This window comes from Kistimonas scapharcae (assembly GCF_039540975.1).
GTDB classification, from domain to species: domain Bacteria; phylum Pseudomonadota; class Gammaproteobacteria; order Pseudomonadales; family Endozoicomonadaceae; genus Kistimonas; species Kistimonas scapharcae.
In genome coordinates this window covers 1-19241 of sequence record NZ_BAABFL010000007.1, presented here as the reverse complement: position 1 = coordinate 19241, position 19241 = coordinate 1, and the positions used below count along the sequence as shown (strand labels likewise).

Annotated in this window: 16 protein-coding genes and 4 tRNA genes; 10 read left to right on the top strand and 10 right to left on the bottom strand. The window is 51.2% G+C overall.

Annotated elements, in window-relative coordinates; all coding sequences use genetic code 11:
* Positions 1–142 precede the first annotated feature (142 nt).
* A complete protein-coding gene (locus tag ABD892_RS00545) occupies positions 143–598 on the bottom strand; it encodes a cupin domain-containing protein (RefSeq protein ID WP_345192742.1) in 456 nt (151 codons plus the stop codon).
* Between the two features lie 163 nt (positions 599–761).
* Here ABD892_RS00545 and amaB point away from each other — a divergent pair, with 163 nt between their 5' ends.
* Positions 762–2300 (top strand): L-piperidine-6-carboxylate dehydrogenase, encoded by a 1539-nt coding sequence (gene amaB, locus ABD892_RS00540; RefSeq protein WP_425559138.1) that lies wholly within the window; start codon positions 762–764, stop codon positions 2298–2300.
* A gap of 53 nt (positions 2301–2353) precedes the next feature.
* Here amaB and ABD892_RS00535 read toward each other — a convergent pair whose 3' ends face one another.
* On the bottom strand, positions 2354–3589 hold the full coding sequence (locus ABD892_RS00535; protein ID WP_345192741.1) for a metal-dependent hydrolase family protein: 1236 nt from the start codon (positions 3587–3589) through the stop codon (positions 2354–2356).
* Between the two features lie 177 nt (positions 3590–3766).
* On the opposite strand from ABD892_RS00535, the gene ABD892_RS00530 reads away from it, so the two are divergent.
* From ABD892_RS00530 to ABD892_RS00500, 7 genes are all read left to right on the top strand, one after another.
* Positions 3767–4675, top strand: coding sequence for a sterol desaturase family protein (locus tag ABD892_RS00530; RefSeq protein WP_345192740.1), 909 nt, complete (start codon positions 3767–3769; stop codon positions 4673–4675).
* 191 nt (positions 4676–4866) lie between these two features.
* Positions 4867–5988: a branched-chain amino acid ABC transporter substrate-binding protein gene (locus ABD892_RS00525; protein WP_345192739.1), complete on the top strand. Its 1122-nt coding sequence runs from the start codon at positions 4867–4869 to the stop codon at positions 5986–5988.
* Positions 5989–6096: 108 nt separating this feature from the next.
* Positions 6097–7014, top strand: a complete 918-nt coding sequence (locus ABD892_RS00520; RefSeq protein WP_345192738.1) for an ABC transporter permease subunit — start codon at positions 6097–6099, stop codon at positions 7012–7014.
* Positions 7014–8342, top strand: a complete 1329-nt coding sequence (gene livM, locus ABD892_RS00515; RefSeq protein WP_345192737.1) for a high-affinity branched-chain amino acid ABC transporter permease LivM — start codon at positions 7014–7016, stop codon at positions 8340–8342. The genes ABD892_RS00520 and livM overlap by 1 nt, the downstream gene beginning before the upstream one ends.
* Positions 8339–9223 (top strand): ABC transporter ATP-binding protein, encoded by an 885-nt coding sequence (locus tag ABD892_RS00510; protein ID WP_345192735.1) that lies wholly within the window; start codon positions 8339–8341, stop codon positions 9221–9223. The genes livM and ABD892_RS00510 overlap by 4 nt, the downstream gene beginning before the upstream one ends.
* 10 nt (positions 9224–9233) lie before the next feature.
* Positions 9234–9965: an ABC transporter ATP-binding protein gene (locus ABD892_RS00505; protein ID WP_345192733.1), complete on the top strand. Its 732-nt coding sequence runs from the start codon at positions 9234–9236 to the stop codon at positions 9963–9965.
* Positions 9966–10848: 883 nt separating this feature from the next.
* Positions 10849–12267 (top strand): purine-cytosine permease family protein, encoded by a 1419-nt coding sequence (locus ABD892_RS00500; protein WP_345192730.1) that lies wholly within the window; start codon positions 10849–10851, stop codon positions 12265–12267.
* An 89-nt stretch (positions 12268–12356) separates the two neighbouring features.
* On the opposite strand, the gene ABD892_RS00495 is transcribed toward ABD892_RS00500, so the two are convergent.
* The 4 genes from ABD892_RS00495 to ABD892_RS00480 form a co-directional block, all read right to left on the bottom strand.
* Positions 12357–12433, bottom strand: a tRNA-Met gene (locus ABD892_RS00495).
* Between the two features lie 26 nt (positions 12434–12459).
* A tRNA-Met gene (locus ABD892_RS00490) sits at positions 12460–12536 on the bottom strand.
* A 26-nt stretch (positions 12537–12562) separates the two neighbouring features.
* Positions 12563–12639, bottom strand: a tRNA-Met gene (locus tag ABD892_RS00485).
* 26 nt (positions 12640–12665) lie between these two features.
* Positions 12666–12742: transfer RNA gene (locus tag ABD892_RS00480), tRNA-Met, on the bottom strand.
* A 245-nt stretch (positions 12743–12987) separates the two neighbouring features.
* On the opposite strand from ABD892_RS00480, the gene ABD892_RS00475 reads away from it, so the two are divergent.
* The gene (locus ABD892_RS00475; protein ID WP_345192728.1) at positions 12988–13110 is read left to right on the top strand and encodes a hypothetical protein; all 123 of its coding nucleotides are present in this window, start codon (positions 12988–12990) and stop codon (positions 13108–13110) included.
* 76 nt (positions 13111–13186) lie between these two features.
* Here the strand turns inward: ABD892_RS00475 and acs are convergent, their stop codons facing one another.
* The 4 genes from acs to ABD892_RS00455 form a co-directional block, all read right to left on the bottom strand.
* Positions 13187–15136: an acetate--CoA ligase gene (acs, locus tag ABD892_RS00470; RefSeq protein WP_345192796.1), complete on the bottom strand. Its 1950-nt coding sequence runs from the start codon at positions 15134–15136 to the stop codon at positions 13187–13189.
* Positions 15137–15452: 316 nt separating this feature from the next.
* Complete coding sequence (locus ABD892_RS00465; protein ID WP_345192726.1) at positions 15453–17117, bottom strand: cation acetate symporter; 1665 nt, start codon at positions 17115–17117, stop codon at positions 15453–15455.
* Complete coding sequence (locus ABD892_RS00460) at positions 17114–17425, bottom strand: DUF485 domain-containing protein (protein ID WP_345192724.1); 312 nt, start codon at positions 17423–17425, stop codon at positions 17114–17116. The genes ABD892_RS00465 and ABD892_RS00460 overlap by 4 nt, the downstream gene beginning before the upstream one ends.
* An 89-nt stretch (positions 17426–17514) precedes the next feature.
* Complete coding sequence (locus tag ABD892_RS00455) at positions 17515–17994, bottom strand: invasion associated locus B family protein (protein ID WP_345192721.1); 480 nt, start codon at positions 17992–17994, stop codon at positions 17515–17517.
* Between the two features lie 429 nt (positions 17995–18423).
* Between ABD892_RS00455 and ABD892_RS00450 the strand changes: the two genes are divergently transcribed.
* The gene (locus ABD892_RS00450) at positions 18424–19032 is read left to right on the top strand and encodes a hypothetical protein (protein WP_345192719.1); all 609 of its coding nucleotides are present in this window, start codon (positions 18424–18426) and stop codon (positions 19030–19032) included.
* Positions 19033–19241: the final 209 nt, after the last annotated feature.

Genomic DNA, 19241 nt, shown 5'->3' with positions numbered 1-19241 from the left:
TGTTTCTCTGTCAGTCCGTTGTCCATTGCTGCGACGACCACAGCTTTCTGGAGGATGCGTTATTTTTGTCTATCGACATACAGGCGTCATTCAGCGTAGCAGGATTCTTCCTGCGGTGTCACCATCAGGATGACAGCGAATGCTATTGTGCAGACGACTCTTCCATGGGTGGAACCATCACGGTGACCGGCACGTCTTCAGCACTGGTAAAGGTCACAATAAGATCGCAGGGGATGGTGCTGATACAGCGGCCATTGTGGGGAATCTTTACTATTTCATAAATGGCTTCGCCGGTTTCATAGCGGTTTTTTCGGCCATTCTCCAGTATGACTTCCATCGTTCCGGCGAGCACATAGCCATAACCCGGGAAAGAGTGGTAATGCCAGCCAGTCTCTTTCCCTGAGGGTATTTGTATTCTGAGCGTTTTTACCTGCGGATGCTCGGTGAGAGGATACTGAATGGTTTTTCCATCATCCGTCACGCTTTGATCTTTGACGGTTTCAACCTGCAACCTGCCTCCATAGGGTTTGTCATCGGACGCGGCATAAACAACAGAGCTGCCAAGAACCATGAGTAGAGGGAGGAGGGGGCTAAGCATGATGGAAGTCCTTTGTGAGACACGCATGAATTCCATCAATCATAGACGCTGGTTCTGGCATCACGGTTGTTTAGTGCGTATTTTTAACAGTCAAGGACGATAGATAATGTAACCGGCAGACAGCGTCGGTTAACCCGGATAACCGGTTCAGGTGAGGCGGACAATGACACTGGCAATTTTTTCACAACTTGGCTCAGGGTATACGACGGACAAGACGTTTATGGCTGTCGCAGGTGATGGGGCAATGCCCGGTGATGGCGATCCGTTGATCGTATCCTCGCCGATTGATGGCAAAGACCTGACCCGGGGGAAGATGGCCAGTGAACAACAGGTCAACAGTGTCATCCTTCAGGCGCAGCATGCGTTTGAGCGGCTGCGAACCTTGCCTGCACCGGTGCGGGGTGAATTTGTCCGGCGCATTGGTGAGGTAGCCCGTGAACATAAAGAGGCACTGGCCGAAGTGATCAGCCTGGAAGCCGGAAAAATTACCCAGGAAGCCCTGGGTGAGGTACAGGAGTGGATTGATATCTGTGACTTTGCCACCGGTCTTTCCCGTCAGCTCTACGGGTTGACCATTGCCAGTGAACGACCGGGGCACCGGATGATGGAGCAGTGGCACCCGCTGGGGCCGTTGGCGGTCATTACCGCGTTCAACTTTCCCATGGCCGTCTGGGCCTGGAATGCGATGCTGGGGATTGTCTGTGGTAATTCAATTATCTGGAAACCCTCTGAGAAAACCCCCCTGTGTGCGTTAGCGGTTCAGGCTGTGGTCGACAAGGTGCTGGACGATATGCCGGAAATCCCGCGGTCGGTCTCTACGGTGGTGATTGGTGATCGCGACACCGGGAAGCAGCTCAGCGGAGATAGCCGGATTCCTCTGGTATCAGCCACGGGCTCGATTCCCATGGGGAAAAAGGTTGCACAGACCGTGGCTGCCAGGCTGGGTCGCTCGCTGCTGGAATTGGGAGGTAATAATGCGATGATTTTGGCTCCTTCGGCAGACCTTGACCTTGCATTGCGGGCAATTGTTTTCTCGGCGGTAGGCACTGCCGGGCAACGTTGCACGACACTGCGTCGGCTGATCTGCCATCGCTCGTTGGCTGACAAGGTCTGCCACCGGTTGGTCAAAGCTTACCAGACATTGCCGATTGGCAACCCAAGGGATGCCGGTACGCTGGTTGGCCCCCTCATAGACCAGCAGTCCTTTAATGCCATGCAACTGGCGTTGGGAGAAGCCCTGAGAGAAGGCGGACAGGTATTGTTTGGTGGCGACCAGGTTTTACATGATGTGCCTGCCGGTGGATTTTATGTGCGTCCTGCCATTGTGAAGATCCGGCATAATGCGGACATTGTCCACCATGAAACCTTCGCGCCGATTCTGTATGTCATGGAATATGACGAAATGGACGAAGCCATTGCCATTCACAATGAGGTGCCTCAAGGGCTTTCCTCCGCCATATTCACGGAAAACATGCGGGAAGCAGAACGGTTTCTGTCGCCTGCAGGCTCTGATTGTGGCATCGCCAATGTGAACATTGGCACGTCCGGGGCAGAAATTGGCGGTGCGTTTGGTGGTGAGAAAGAAACCGGTGGAGGCCGGGAATCCGGCAGTGATGCCTGGAAAAACTATATGCGTCGTGCCACTAACACGATCAACTACGGCGGCGAATTGCCACTTGCCCAGGGTATTGAGTTTGGTTGATTGAGGCGGGGCTTGCTCTTAGGGCGCATCTAGCTCCCTAAGAGCGATAAGCATCACAATGTGTTTTTATAGATCCTGCCGTCTTTCATGATCACGTTCAGATAACGTTCAGGCTGTTGCAGGATGTTGATATCTTCCAGTGGATTACCATCCAGTATTAATAAGTCTGCACGATAACCTTCTGCGAGGGTGCCTATCTCATTGGATAGGTTGAATAGTTCAGCCGCCTTTATGGTTGCAGACTGTATTAACTCGGTGTTGGGGATGATCTCCCGGCGAATGGTGAACTCCTGCAGTTGGGACTTGTGCATGCTTCCCAGTAAATCTGTTCCAAATACAATATTTGCATTGGCCTGCCAGGCAGCTTCCAATGCCTGAATCCCTGCATCCAGTACGCTGTATACTTTCTTCTGCAGCGCTGCAGGCATACCCGCTTCCACACCTTCACGAGCCAGCCGGTCATAAGTTGACAGGGTTGGTACCAGATAAGCCTGTTTTTGTTTGAGTAATTCAATTCCTTTCTGCGCGATCAGGTTGCCATGCTCAATGGAGCGTACGCCGCACGTCAGTGCCCGCATGATTGCACGGTTGGTATAGGCATGGGCCATCACGTAGCGGTTGGCCGCTTCTGCTTCCTCAACGGCCGCCTGTATTTCATCCTCGGCAAACTGTGTACTGGTGATCCGGTCAGTTGGGGACGCGACGCCACCGGAGACCATCAGTTTGATCTGGTGGGCACCTTTACGGATTTCATCACGACAGGCGCGTCGAACCTCCGCGACACCATCACAGACTTTCCCTAACCCCGAACAACAAAAACAGTGGTCGGTGTGATCATCCCCCGGGAGACGCATGTCACCGTGTCCGCCTGTTTGTGATATGGCATGTCCGCAAAAGAGCAGGCGGGGGCCGATAATCAGGCCTTCCTCGATGGCCTGTGCATAGCCAAAATCAGCACCTCCGGCATCCCGCACCGTGGTAAAACCGCGCATCAACATACCTTTCAGAATCTCTGCAGTATGAGCGGCCACATAGGAAGGTGGCCAGTGGCGCAAGGCGACAAAGTCGGGTGTCGCAGCAGTGATGTGGACATGGGCGTCACACAGGCCGGGCATGGCAACACGTCCTGCGGCATCCAGGGTGATATCTGCGGGTGGTTCGTCTGGAATCCCGTCACAAACCGTTTTTATGTGACAACCGTGAATACTCAGGCATTGTTTTGGCTGCAGGTGACCACTGGCTGCATCTAGGATATGGGCGTTGATGATATGAGTAGTCGTCACATGCATGCTCCGATAGTTTCGGGTTTTCCGGGGAATCAGGCGTTTGCAGAATAGTTCATGTGATCAATGATCGTGGTTGGTATCCCTTTATGACCGACAGAATGTGCATTGAGGTCATGGTGTCACGGCTGTCGCATGGAATAATACGCAGCGTAAGAACAATAAGAATCACGAGAGTCTTGTATGGATTTTGATATCAACCTTCTCTTGTTGCTGCTGACACCACTTTATCTGGTGACGATTGGTGCAGAGTTCTTTTATCTCCGTAAACACCGGGCTCGCTTTCCTGAAAGTGCAATCTATTCACTGGCAGATACGGTATCCAACGCCATGCTGGCAGGTATGTATCAGCTGGTGGAGGCGCTCACCGGCGTGATGGTCATAGCGGTCTATTATTGGTTGTTTGATTTCCGCCTGTTCGATATGCCGGTGACTGCCTGGTCAATTACGCTGCTGTTTTTGTTACAGGATTTCTTTTATTACTGGTTTCATCGTGCCTGTCACAATATTCGCTGGATGTGGGCTGCCCATGTGGTCCACCATTCATCTGAGAAGATGAATTTCTCCACGGCGTTTCGTCAGAGCCTGATGTATCCGGTCGCTGGCATGTGGGTGTTCTGGACGCCGATGGTCATGTTGGGATTTCCGCCGGAAACGGTGATCGCCGTTGTTTTGATGAACCTGTTTTACCAGTTCTTTATCCATACCCAGGTCATCCCGAAACTGGGCTGGTTTGAGTGGGTTTTTAATACACCGGCCCATCATCGTCTGCATCATGCTCGTAATCCGTCGTATATCGACCGGAATTTCGGCGGCATCCTTATTATCTGGGATCGGCTGTTCGGAACCTTTGTCGATGAAAAGCAAGATGAGGCCTGTGAGTATGGCATTACCCGTCAAATCCATTCTCATAACCCCATCACACTGTCGTTTCATGAATGGCGCGATATGCTGCGCGATGCTCTTGCTCCGGGAAAGCGAATGAGCCAGCGCTTAAGGCATCTTTTTGGTTATCCGGACTGGCAGGCGGATGAATCATCGCCTGAATCATCCCATGCATCGCCACTGGAGAAGGTGGAACCAAGGCTTTAAATCGGTGCGTTGATTGTGCCATTATGAATTCCCTGTGCAGAAACGATGCTGCACTCAGGCTTTAATCATGGGCAGTTTTCCCGATCCGCCACCACGGGGGGATCTGGTGCAAAACTTGCTCATGAACTCCCTCGGATGACCGTGGGGAGTGCCGGCGGTTATAACAACAATAAAGAAAGCAGGGAATTATCATGAGCAAGACTCTTCTCAAGCAAAGCCTTCTGTCTGTTGCCGTAGCCGGCGCCATGGGGATGGCCAGTGTGGCTCAGGCGGATGTGGTGATAGGTGTGGCCGGTCCTCATACTGGTGCCTACGCCGCTTTTGGTGAACAGCTCTGGAAAGGGGCGGAACAGGCCGCCAAGGATATCAATGCGAAAGGGGGCATTAACGGCGAACCCATTAAACTGGTAAAAGCCGACGATGCCTGTGAGCCTAAGCAGGCGGTCTCTGTCGCCAACCGACTGGTGGATTCTGATGGTGCAGATTTTGTCATTGGCCACTTCTGCTCATCGTCCAGTATTCCCGCTTCCAAGATCTACGATGAAGCCGGTATCCTGATGATCACGCCTGCGTCTACCAACCCGAAACTGACCGAACAGGATTTTGACCAGGTCTTCCGTATCTGTGGCAGGGATGACCAGCAGGGAACGGTTGCCGCTGAGCACATTGTCAACGAACTGGGTGCGACCAAAGTTGCCGTATTGCACGACAAGGACACCTATGGCCAAGGGCTGGCGGATGCCATGAAAGCCCATATGAACAAACTGGGTGTGAAGGAAGTGCTCTATGAAGGTCTGACACGTGGTGAGAAAGACTTCAATGCCCTGGTGACGAAGATCCGTTCCAGTAAGGCAGAAGTCGTTTATTTTGGAGGTTTGCACTCGGAGGCAGGTCCGCTCGTGCGTCAGATGCGTGAGCAGGGTGTGGAAGCCGAGTTTATCTCCGGTGACGGCATTGTTTCAGAAGACTTCCTGAAAGCTGCCGGCGGTGCGACTTTTGTTAATGGCGTACTCATGACCTTCGGTGCCGATCCCCGTCAGATCCCTGATGGCAAGGACGTCGTCAACACCTTCCAGAAAACCGGCTATGAACCTGAAGGTTACACGCTCTATTCCTATGCAGCGATGCAAGCCATTGTCGCTGGCGCAACGGCTGTTGAAAGTACGGATGGTGCCATGGTTGCAGCCTGGCTGAAGGACAACACCGTCTCTACCGTGCTTGGCAAGAAATCCTTTGACGACAAGGGTGACCTGGAAGTATCCGACTACGTCATGTACCAGTGGGGTAATGACGGTTCTTACGGTCAGCTCTGATCCTGTACAGGGCTTCGGGTAATCCCCGGAGCCCTGCAGTTGTACGACCGGGTGAGACGACCCGTCTATCCGGTAATAACAATAATTCAAGTCGTAACCGGGTAACGTATGGATCCCTCAATTATTCTTCAGCAGCTGGTTAACGGACTCACCCTGGGTTCCGTGTACGGGCTGATCGCCATCGGCTATACGATGGTGTACGGCATTATCGGCATGATCAATTTTGCCCATGGTGATGTCTACATGGTCTCGGCGTACCTGACTGCCATCATCATTGCCATCCTGGCTTTCTTCGGAATTGAATCTTTTCCCATTATTTTGCTGGCGACGCTGGCGTTTACCATTGTCATCAACGGCGTCTATGGCTGGACCATTGAGCGGGTCGCCTATCGACCGTTGCGGAGCTCTACACGACTGGCACCGTTAATCTCGGCGATCGGCATGTCGCTGGTGCTACAGAATTATGTGCAGATTAGCCAAGGCGCGAGGAACCAGGGAGTGCCGGTGCTGCTGGAAGGCAGTATTCGTATCAATATGGGTGATGGTTTTGTCCAGATGTCGTATATCCAGATGCTGATTGTTATCGCGGCACTGCTGGGGATGGGACTGCTGACCTGGTTAATTCATCGCACCAGCTTGGGCCGTAAGTGCCGGGCGACCCAGCAGGATCGCAAGATGGCCTCCATCCTGGGTATTGATACCGATAAGGTGATCTCTACCGTCTTTGTTATCGGCGCATCCATGGCGGCGCTGGCCGGTGTATTGGTCACCATGAATTATGGAACCTTCGACTTCTATGTCGGTTTTATCACTGGCATTAAGGCATTCACGGCAGCGGTTCTCGGCGGAATAGGCTCTTTGCCGGGGGCCATGTTGGGCGGCATTATTCTTGGCCTGTCGGAATCTCTCTTTTCGGGCATGATCAATACGGATTACAAGGACGTTTTTGCATTCAGTCTTCTTGTGCTGATCATGATCTTCAAGCCGAGTGGTCTCCTGGGTAAGCCGGAAGTGGAGAAAGTCTGATGCAGTCTAATCCACAAAGATCTACCGCGTCTGCTTCCTTTGACTGGAAGCGAAGTCTGATTGATACCTCGGCTGCAGCGCTGCTGTCGTTGGTGATTTTCGGTCCCATGATCGGCTTCCTGCTGCATGGTTATGACTTCAAGTTACGCATGGAAACCCTGTTTGTTGTCGTCGGTGTGATTGCCGTCGGACGATTGGCGATGTCGCTGTTTGTCCAGACGGCAGCAGGTCAATCATTGCTGCAGCGCTTTGGTGATCGAAAAACCGGTGTCTATGTCAAACCTGTCGGTGAGAAGAGTAATCTCCGCTATATCATTCCACTGTTGTTTATTGCCGGTTTGATCTTTCCTTTTGTAGCAACCAAATACTGGCTCACTGTAGTCATTCTTGGCTTGATTTATGTACTTCTGGGGCTGGGACTTAACATTGTTGTTGGGCTGGCGGGTTTGCTGGATCTCGGGTTTGTGGCGTTTTATGCCATTGGCGCTTATGGCTTGGCGCTGGGCTATGAATACCTTGGGTTAGGGTTCTGGGCCATGTTGCCCCTGGCGGCATTAATGGCAGCGGTGTTCGGGGCGTTACTGGGTTTTCCGGTTCTGCGCATGCACGGGGATTACCTGGCGATTGTCACCCTTGGTTTCGGTGAAATTATCCGGCTGGTGTTGAATAACTGGACGGCCTTTACCGGTGGTCCCAATGGTATGTCAGCCCCTGCGCCGACGTTGTTTGGGTTGGAGTTCAAGCGCCGTGTCAAGGAGGGAACACCGTTCCATGAGTTCTTTGGTCTGGAATACAGCTCAAACTATAAGTTTATTTTTATCTTCCTTGTGCTGCTGGCTCTTGTTTGGGTTGTGTTGCATATCAATAAACGACTGACTCGCATGCCTTTGGGGCGTGCCTGGGAAGCACTGCGTGAAGATGAAATTGCCTGTCGGTCACTGGGGATAAACCATGTGGTGGTCAAGCTGTCAGCGTTCATGACAGGGGCGGCCATTGGCGGGATTGCCGGTGTTTTCTTTGCTACCTACCAGGGGTTTGTAAATCCTTCGTCGTTTACCTTCTTTGAATCCGCCCTGATTCTGGCGATTGTCGTGTTGGGCGGACTGGGATCTACCCGTGGCGTTGTCGTTGCGGCATTTGTATTAACCATCCTGCCGGAGGTGTTGCGGGATTTCGCCGAATTCCGGGTGTTAATGTTCGGTGCATTAATGGTCTTGATGATGATCTGGCGGCCCCGGGGGCTAGTGCGGTTAAGTCGTGAATCACATTCGCGGCCAAAAGGAGAATCATCAACCGGCATGTCGCCTGCCATGGGAGGTGCACAATGAGCACGGATATTCTCAAGGTTGATCAGCTATCGATGCGTTTTGGCGGGATAAAGGCGCTAAGCGATGTGTCTTTCAGCGTTAGGCGAGGTAGCATCACGGCACTGATTGGACCCAATGGCGCGGGTAAAACCACGGTATTTAATTGCCTGACCGGTTTTTATAAGGCAACAGAAGGTCGCATTGTCCTTCATGCCAAAGGTCGCGAAACGGATATTGGTCAAGTACTGGGAGAGGCATTTCAACCTAGGGATTTTCTGAATCCGGTTCAGTTCGTTTCACGCCTCTATTTCAAAATGTTTGGTGGTTCGCACCAGGTCAACCGGGCGGGTATGGCTCGCACATTCCAGAATATCCGTCTGTTTAAGGAGATGACGGTGTTGGAAAACCTGCTGGTAGCGATGCATATGCAAATGAACCGCAACATGATGTCCGGCCTTTTGAATACCCCGGGTTTTCAGCAATCGGAAACCAACGGGCTGGAAAAAGCCTGGTACTGGCTGGATGTGGTCAACCTTGCTGAGCATGCCAACCGGCTGGCCGGGGAATTGCCCTATGGCCAGCAGCGGCGGCTGGAGATCGCCCGGGCCATGTGCACAGGACCGGATCTGGTTTGCCTGGATGAACCGGCAGCGGGCCTGAACCCCAACGAAACCGTGGAGCTGAGCGCCATGATTCGCCAGCTGCGGGATGATTTCGGGGTGACGGTTTTACTGATTGAACATGATATGGGCATGGTCATGAATATTTCCGACCATATTGTGGTGCTGGATCATGGTGAGGTGATAGCCAGCGGTAAACCCGCGGCGATCCGGGACGATCCCCATGTGATTGGTGCCTACCTCGGCACTGATGAGGAAGATATGCTGGAAGCGGCCGTTTAAGGAGAGAATGATGAGTACAACCCCAGCACTGCTTGATATCCGCAATGTGGATACGTTTTACGGTCCGATACAGGCACTTCGGAATGTTTCACTGACGGTGCAGGAAGGCGAGATTGTCAGTTTGATTGGGGCCAATGGCGCTGGGAAATCAACCCTTTTGATGACGCTGTTTGGCCAGCCCAAGGCATCATCTGGGCAAATCCTGTTTGCCGGGGAAGATCTTCGCGAGGTGAACACGCCGGACATCGCCAGCAAGGGCATTGCCCTGGTGCCGGAAGGACGTCATGTTTTTCCCCATATGACGGTGGAAGAGAATCTGATGATGGGCACCGTTGCCATCGGGACGGAGCACGCCGAGGAAGACATGGCGCGGATGTATGAGCTGTTTCCAAGGTTACGGGAACGCTCTGGACAACGGGCCTCGACGCTCTCCGGCGGTGAACAGCAGATGCTGGCAATTGCCCGGGGGTTAATGAGTCGGCCCCGCCTGCTGTTGCTGGATGAACCCAGCCTTGGGCTGGCGCCCATCATCGTCAAGCAGATCTTCAAAATCCTTCGTGAGGTGGCACGGCAGGGGATGACGATATTTCTGGTGGAACAGAATGCCAATCATGCGTTGAAGCTGGCAGATCGTGGTTATGTGATGGTCAATGGCGTGATTCGGATGACGGGAACCGGCGATGACCTGTTAACTAACAGTGAAGTCAGGGAGGCTTACCTTGGAGGGCATCAGGCCGCATAGGATTGCGTAAGTTAAGTTCGTTAAGAGTATCACTTGATAAAGATCTATTAAGTGATGCTCATTTTTTGTGGGTAAGTAAACATGTTGATTGGCAGTTGTTCACATCTTTTATACAAGCTTTCCGGATTGTCCTTGAGATGAAGAGTGCAAAAGTATTCTTGCTACTGACATTTTGAAAGCGCTATTGGTCGACGTCGTAGCCTGCTAATCAACTGCTACAAAAGATTACAGCGGCAGAGGTTGCAGGGTCTTGGTAGTTATCAAGGTTTTTGTGCAATTTTACTGACATAAAACGTTAGTGGTGTTTGTGATATGAACTTTTTTGTTTTGTAGAGAACTAAATATTAAATCATAAGGAGTGACGCCCTATAGATTATTTTAATTAGTAGTTTTGGAGTTTGATATGGCCTGTTGTATTCCTTGTTGTATTCCTTGCTGTATTCCTTGTGGCTCAAATGGTGATGCTGCTGGAGAGCCTTCATTCTGTGGTAAGGTCGTTACCTTTATTTCTGGTACGCTATGCTTTCCACTAGTGTCTGCAAGGTTTGCACACTTCGAATATAACTCACAAAGAGATGAAGATGTTAGCATGACAGTTTCTATATTGTGTGCTGTAAGATCATTATTGGTACCGGTTCCTGTTATAGGCGCACTTGTTTTTGGTGTGTGTCGCATCGTTCATCATATTAACCCTGATTGGAAAATAGGAATAGAAGGGTTTGGTTTGTGTCAGGATGTCTTGGTGTGTGTACCATTTTTGGGGTCGGGATTTATAGCTGTTAAATTGTTAGGTGCCAGTTAAACCTATAAATGATGTTGTTTTATTTGTGAATAATACATCTATACTTGCCTCTTACTGCTAGTTAAATTGGCCTTTTTTCGCATGTCCAATAAAGCTGTAATTGATAAATACCGTGGAAACGGTTTCGTTTCAGGCAGTAAGTACATTCGATGCCCTTCCGGTGTGGAAAGATTTGGTTTGCAGCCGGTGCCTGTTCAATTAAGGCAGGGGGGGATCTGGCCCTTATTCAATATCTTTTCCAACCTGTTTATTAATCCGGGAACGCTCATTACGTCCGGAATGATGATCATGGCAGGCTTGTCGTTCCAGGCAACCGTATTGCTTCAGATTTTCTCAGTGATGCTGGGGATGATTCCGTTCTTGCTCTTTGCCCGTGCCGGTGTTCGGTATGGTATTCCCGGACAAGTGTTATGCCGTGCAGTGTTTGGCGTTCGCGGGTCACAGTGGTTGACGTCGGTATTACGCCTGTTGTGCTCGATTTACTGGTTTGCATTCCAGACGGCAGCAGGGGCTCTCGCCATTGAGGCCATCCTGCGCAACTGCTTTCAGCTGTTTCTACCACTTTGGGTGATTTCGCTAAATTTTGCTCTGTTCCAAGGTGTGGTAGCCATAGTGGGATATTCCTGGTTGAAAGGTGTCTCGCTGGTCTCTTTTCCTCTTAAGGTTCTGTGTTTTTCGGCGCTGCTTGTCTTTTTGTATCAACATGGTGGTGAGGAGGCCAGTATTAGTGTGGTGCTCGAATGGCCGGGGTACCATTGGCATTGGCCCTTGATCGCAACCTGGTTGAACACCATTGTCAGCACCTGCTTTACCTGTGTCACTGATGCCTCGGATTTTTCCCGTTATACCCGTTCAGAGAAGTCACTGTGGGTGGGTACGCTGAGTGGCTCGCTGGTGGGTATTATCATTGGTGCTCTGTTTGGCGCCTATGCGGTGGTGGCTGGTGGGGCAGTCAGTATCAACCCCTTTGAAACGATTACACGGCTTCAGCCTGGTGGCCTTGTTATTCTATTGATCATGCTGGTTATTTTTCTGGATAACTGGACGATCAATGTTATCAATTTGTATACCGGTGGACTGTCACTTTGCAATAGCGTGGAATGGCTGGGGCGTTTTTGGGCGACGGTTATCGTTGTGCTGGCGGCATCCGTGCTGGCCTGTTTCCCGTTTCTGATTAATCAATATTCAGAAGTGATGGGCAGTATTGGGGCCTTGTTTGCACCGATTAGCGGGGTGATGCTGGTTTGGTATTACTATGAATTTTCGAGATTGGACTTGGCGGCACTTTATCAGAAGAACGGAGCTTACTGGTATTGCAAGGGGTTCAACGTATTTGCCTGTTTGCTTGCACCCGTGGGATTGCTCTTTAGCTTTTGCTTGCCCGTAACGGTTTTGCCTGCGTTACTGATTATGTTTTTAACGAGTTTGATCTACTGGTTTTATGCGCGCCGTGAGCTTCATGGATATTCAGGCGAACAACGTTATTTGAATCGAAATTAAACGAATAGGAAACGGACTGAGAAGATGGGAAAAGATATGAAATAAATAANGCTCCACCCCGCACCGAAAAGATAAAACGCACATTGTGTTGGTAGCGGGGGCCAGATTTGAACTGACGACCTTCGGGTTATGAGCCCGACGAGCTACCAGGCTGCTCCACCCCGCACCGAAAAGATAAAACGCACATTGTGTTGGTAGCGGGGGCCAGATTTGAACTGACGACCTTCGGGTTATGAGCCCGACGAGCTACCAGGCTGCTCCACCCCGCACCGAAAAGATAAAACGCACATTGTGTTGGTAGCGGGGGCCAGATTTGAACTGACGACCTTCGGGTTATGAGCCCGACGAGCTACCAGGCTGCTCCACCCCGCACCGAAAAGACAATACGCACCCTCTATTGGTAGCGGGGGCCGGATTTGAACCGACGACCTTCGGGTTATGAGCCCGACGAGCTACCAGGCTGCTCCACCCCGCACCAGAGAGATGCCGAATTATAAGGAGCGAGACGTTAATGTCAATCCGTAACCAGAATATAAACGGGTGTGTTGGGGCTGTAAGTAAATGGTATGGGATTAGGGGCTGACGGACGCATTCATGGGGCTACGCATAAATACGTAAAAAAATAGTCTGCGTTATGCCATTACCGTCGTGCGGCTATTAAGGCATTGTAACCACGAGGGCAGAAGGCCTTCATGGTGAGCTGAAGAGGAGGAACAGGTCATGAAAAAGTTCTTTATGACATGGGAAGAAGTCCTTGGAGCCATTATCGTCACCTTGTTCATGCTGTTTATGGCCGCGGGTCTTCTGTTTTCTACAGCAGGCTTTCATCTGATTGTGGAATAAAGGGATTCGTCAGTGATAAGGGGTATCACGGCAGCAGACTCAAAAAGGGCTTCCGGAAGAAGCCCTGTTACCAGGATTAAGCTGCGGAAACACGGTTGTCGATCAGGTGGCTGACGACAGCGGGGTCAGCCAGGGTTGAGGTATCGCCCAGGTTGTCACATTCACCACTGGCAATTTTACGCAGAATCCGGCGCATGATTTTGCCTGAACGGGTTTTGGGCAGGCCGGGTGCGTGCTGGATAATGTCCGGTGTGGCAATGGGACCGATTTCCTTTCGAACCCACTGCTTCAGTTCTTTCTCCAGATCAACGCTGTATTCCACGCCCTGGTTGAGGGTGACATAGACATAGATGCCCTGACCCTTGATGTCATGGGGGTAGCCTACGACGGCTGCTTCGGCGACCTGCATGTGGGCGACCATGGCGCTTTCAATTTCAGCGGTTCCCATACGATGGCCTGAGACATTCAGTACATCATCGACCCGTCCGGTTATCCAGTAGTAACCATCCTCATCCCGTCGTACACCGTCGCCGGTGAAATACATGCCTTTGAATGTGGAGAAATAAGTCTGGACAAACCGTTCGTGATCTCCGAATACCGTACGCGCCTGTCCTGGCCAGCTGTCGATGATCACCAGGTTCCCTTCGGTGGCGCCATCCTGAAGATTGCCCTGACCATCGACCACGGCGGGTAAGACACCAAAGAACGGACGGGTGGCTGATCCTGGCTTGAGTGCTGTGGCGCCAGGCAGCGGAGTGATCATGATGCCGCCGGTTTCAGTCTGCCACCAGGTATCGACGATTGGGCATTGGCTGTTGCCAATGGTGTCGTGGTACCAGACCCATGCTTCCGGGTTAATGGGCTCACCGACGCTGCCCAGCAGCTTCAGGCTGGAGCGGTGTGTGTCATCAATGGCTGCTGTTCCCTGGGCCATCAGGGCACGAATGGCCGTCGGTGCTGTGTACAGGATGTTGACCTGGTACTTGTCGACAATCTGGCTGATACGGTTGGTGGTGGGGTAATTAGGCAGCCCTTCATGCATGACGATGGTGGCGCCATTGCACAATGGGCCATATACCACATAGGAGTGTCCGGTGACCCAGCCTATATCGGCGTTACACCAGTAGACGTCGCCGTCTTTGTAATCAAACACATACTGGTGGGTGAGTGAGGCGTACACCAGGTAACCACCGGTGGTGTGTACAACCCCCTTGGGTTTGCCGGTGGAACCGGAGGTGTACAGGATAAAGAGCGGGTCTTCTGCATTCATCTCCCGGGCATCACAGTGGGGGGAGGCCAGGTTTTCCAGGTCATGCCACCAGACATCGCGGTGATGGTGCCAGGCAATATCAGCGCCAGTACGGCGATAGACAATGACTTTCTCCAGTGATTTGATCTCAGGATGCGTCAGCGCCTCATCCACATTGGCTTTCAGGGGTACAGTCTTGCCGCCACGTACGGCTTCGTCTGCCGTGATCATGATCTTGGCGCCGCTGTCGATGATACGGCCCGCGACGGCTTCGGGGGAAAAACCGCCAAAGATCACCGAGTGAATGGCGCCTATCCGGGTGCAGGCGAGCATGGCGACTGCCGCCTCGATCACCATCGGCATATAGATGGCAACAACATCGCCCTGACGAACGCCCTGGGATTTCAGGGCATTGGCAACGCGACAGACCTTGTCGTGCAGCTCCGCGTAGGTGACCTGGCGTTGGTCGCCGGGCTCATCGCCTTCCCAGTAAATGGCAATCTGGTCACCTTTCTCTTCCAGGTGACGATCCAGGCAGTTGTGGGAGACATTGGTGGTACCATCATAGAACCACTTAATCTCGACATGATGGTCATCGAAGGAAACGTCTTTGACCTTACCAAAGGGTTTGAACCATTCAATGCGCTGTGCCTGTTCACGCCAGAACCCTTCCGGGTTAACCACAGACTGCTGGTACATCTCCCTGTATTTTTCGTCGTCGGCCCAGGCGCTGGCGGCTACATCGGGGTTCACCGGGTAGGTACGGTATTCAGGCATATCCTTGGAGGACTCGTCAGCTACGTGTGCAGAAGTATAGTGAGTATTCACGGGCGGTCCTTTCTGTTGTTTATTTGTTTTTGTTGTCTGTTTTTTTCGCCACTGGCGTTGATAGTTCACCGATTCGTGGGAGATTTCAAGCTCAGGGCCAGATTGCATTTATCCTTCAAGACTCTCCATTAGACTTTGGTCGTAGGGTGGCTCAGGCACGTGGGTATCGTGTTTTCAACAGGTCACATTGTTAGATTTTTGTCTGTTTATTGTGAAAGAAGCCCGGTAAAACCGGGCTTCTGTTGAGTGGGTTGTTCCTGAGTTCTCAGTGTGCGGAAGCGCCTGATGCCCCAAGGCCTGTCTGGGAGCGAATATATTGCCCTTCAAAGCGCTCCTTTTCTTCTTCAGCAAGTTCTGAGGTATCAGTGACTGAGAAGAACCAGATACCCGTAAAGGCAACCAGCATGGAGAACAGTGCCGGATACTTGTAGGGGAATATCGGTTCAGCAAACCCAAGGATCTGTACCCAGACAATCGGACCAAGAATCACCAGTGCAACGGCGGTGAGCAGGCCCATCCAGCCACCGATTTTGGCGCCCCGGGTGGTCAGACCTTTCCAGTACATGGAGAGGAAGAGTACCGGGAAGTTGGCGCTGGCCGCGATCGCAAAGGCCAGGCCGACCATGAAGGCGATATTCTGTTTCTCAAATAGAATCCCGAGGCCGATAGCAACCAAGCCCAGAATAACAGTGGCAATCTTCGAGACCCGGATTTCACGGGTTTCACTGACCTTGCCCTTGGCGAAGACATTGGCGTACAGGTCATGACTGACCGCGGACGCCCCGGCCAGGGTCAGACCGGACACGACCGCAAGAATCGTGGCAAAGGCCACCGCGGAAATAAAGCCCAGGAAGACATCGCCACCGACGGCTTTCGCCAGATGCACAGCAGCCATATTGTTTCCACCCAGCAGGTTGCCTGCCGCGTCGCGGAATTCGGGATTGGTGTAAACCAGGACAATTGCGCCAAAGCCGATGATGAAGGTCAGAATATAGAAATAGCCAATAAAGCCTGTTGCATAAAAAACCGATCGACGGGCTTCCTTGGCATCACTGACGGTAAAGAAACGCATGAGGATATGGGGTAAACCGGCGGTACCGAACATCAGCGCAAGCCCCAGGGAAATCGCAGAAATGGGATCTGACACCAGGCCGCCGGGGCTCATGATGGCTTCGCCCTTCGGATGGGTTTCGACAGCTTTCTGGAACAGGGCGCCGAAATCGAAACCGACATAGTACATCACCATCACGGCCATGAAAGTCGCACCGGAGAGCAGCAGTACGGCCTTGATGATTTGTACCCATGTCGTTGCGATCATCCCGCCAAAAGTGACATAAAGCACCATCAGGATACCGACCAGAATGACAGCATATTCGTAAGGCAGGCCGAACAGCAGCTGTATCAGTTTGCCGGAGCCGACCATCTGCGCAATCAGGTAGAGAGCCACAACGGCCAGCGAACCACAGGCTGCGAGTGTGCGGATAGGCTTTTGGCCAAGCCGGTAGGTGGCAACATCCGCAAAGGTAAACCGGCCAAGGTTTCGGAGTCGTTCGGCCATCAGGAAAAGAATGATCGGCCAGCCGACCAGAAAGCCAATGGAGTAGATGAGCCCGTCAAAACCGGAGAGATAGACCAGACCGGAAATCCCGAGAAAGGAGGCGGCGGACATGTAGTCGCCAGCAATGGCCAAACCATTCTGGAAGCCGGTAATGTTGCCGCCAGCGGCATAATAGTCGGCGGCAGAACGGGTTCGGCGGCTGGCCCACCAGGTGATCGCCAGTGTTCCGGCAACAAACGCAAGGAACATCACAATTGCAGGTATGTTAAGTGCCTGCTGCTGAATATCGCCGACAATGCTGCCCGCCGCAAGAGCGACCGGCGCGGCAAGTGTCGTGCTTATCAGGCCGAGGGTGGACGACAGTATTCTCATTGTGCTGCCTCCTCAACAATAGACCGGTTAAGCTGATCAAATTCCTGGTTGGCCCGGTGAACATAGATGCCGGTGAGCACAAAGGCGCTGAGGATAATGAGGATGCCGGCCGGGATGCCGAGCGTGGTGATACTGCCTGTTACAACCGGTTGCCCGAGCAGTTCTGGTGCAAAGGCAATGACCAGAATAAAAGTGAAATACAGTGCCAGTATGGCAATCGACAGTGTCCAGGCTAACCGGTTTCGTCGCCGGACTAATTGCTGGAAGCGGGGATCCTGTGCAATCTTCTTATAGGTTTCATCATGCATGGGCATGTCCTTATTGTTGTTATAGGAGACCATGCCCACGCTAACGCGAAGTGATGTGCGACCATATCAGACTTTAGTCGTAGTGAGTCTCAGCCTGATGTCGTGTACTGCTTTTCAAGACGTGCCAACGCCTTTCCAGAGCCTTTCAGGCTGAAGTGTAAGGATGTGTTCGTGTCTTTGCTAAGTGGATACGTCACGGTGACGCGATTGCCGGTTTTCATGTCTGAGAGTAATTCCTGGCTTGGCGTCTGGCGTGAGATCAGGCTCATGGTATGGGCGCTGGCAGGCAGTGTCCATTGGCGCTCCTTATCAACACGTAGGCTGAAGGACGTTGTTATTTTTTTTCGCTGGTTTTGACCGGGCAAGTACATGGCTATGGCCAGCTGTGGATCATAGGTAGTACAGAAAAGTTCCAGGCTTTGGTGGGTGCTGAGTGTGTCAGAGCGGGCTATATGATGTTTCATATTGCCACTGCTGAATGTATCAAATACCCAGTCGGCCTGCGAAAAAGGGGAAATGGACAGAAGCATGAAGGTGAAAAGAGGAAGAAAGGCGTTGGTGTTTTGCATTATTCGTCATTCCTCTGTGGTGTTTGTGGTACAGATGGATTATGTCATATTCGCGCTAGCAGACAGAGTATGTTTTTGTGAGCAATTTCTTAGGTTAAAGCGTTACTTTATCCTTCCCCCATGGTTAAGTGGTAATAATAACGGCTTGGTAGTTTAGATTGGGCACGTTTTTTTGTCTTTTCCTTACTGGCCTGTAGTGGAGTGTTTTTCTTTTATCTATATTGCAGTTTTTTCTATTGGATCTTATGGAGGGGGTAGTCGCTTCTATTCATTCTTGGGATGAAGATGGCGTATTGTCGTTGTTTATTAAAGAGGTTGCTGAGAGGGAAGGGTTTTTAATGAACTTTACAGAAATTTAAGTGTCTAATTTACATCGGAGTTAGTAATAGTTAATCATATAGTTAGCAATCTGAAGTCGGGAAATGTCTAATGGATTATTCAGGTTCAATTTCAAGAAGTAGCAGCGAAGAAAGTCTTCCTTCTTTGCAAAGAGTTAATAATCCTAACCGGGATGGGAATTCGTGTTTTGGGCGTTTGGTGATAATTTGCACAGCCATAAGAAATTGGTTTTTACAGTTTTTCTGCTGCGATAGGAGCGAAGTTACAAGACTTGAGAGAAGAATATATGAATTGGAATTTGGTAATAGAAGTCTACGGCGTCAGATAGCTGATGTCAGCTTGGAAAAGGATCGTTGTATACAAGAAAAAAACAACATAGATAGATTAAGAGGGCTGGAGGCCCGGGAAAATAGAGATTTACATGATCGCTTGGGTCAAGAACAGGAATTCTACCAAAATGAACTCAGTAAATTGAATAACGAAAATGAAGCGCTGCGTCGTCAAATGAGAGCTCAAAGTTATGATAAAAGAGAAATAGAAAGATTAAATGTTGAATGTAAGAAAAATAAAGATATGCTTGATGCTCTTGGGCAAGATCTTGATAGATTAAAACTTCAAAAAGAAAGTATAAACGTAAGGCTAGAGCAAGAAAAGATGAACGTTCAAGAGCGTCAGCAAGAGCCCCCTGTGCCAGCATAGTTCTCGCCTCTTCTGAAATTTCCAACTTAAACAGGGGGTGGTCAGTGAGTAATCAATGACCCGCTATTCAGAAGAGTTCAAACAGTCCATCATTCAGAAAATGATGCCGCCCAACAGTAAGTACTCAAAACCGGTACATAAGGCGATTTCACGTTCTGCCGCCTAAGCTCATCCCCATGTTCCCATTACCGCCTGAAGATCAGTCGCCC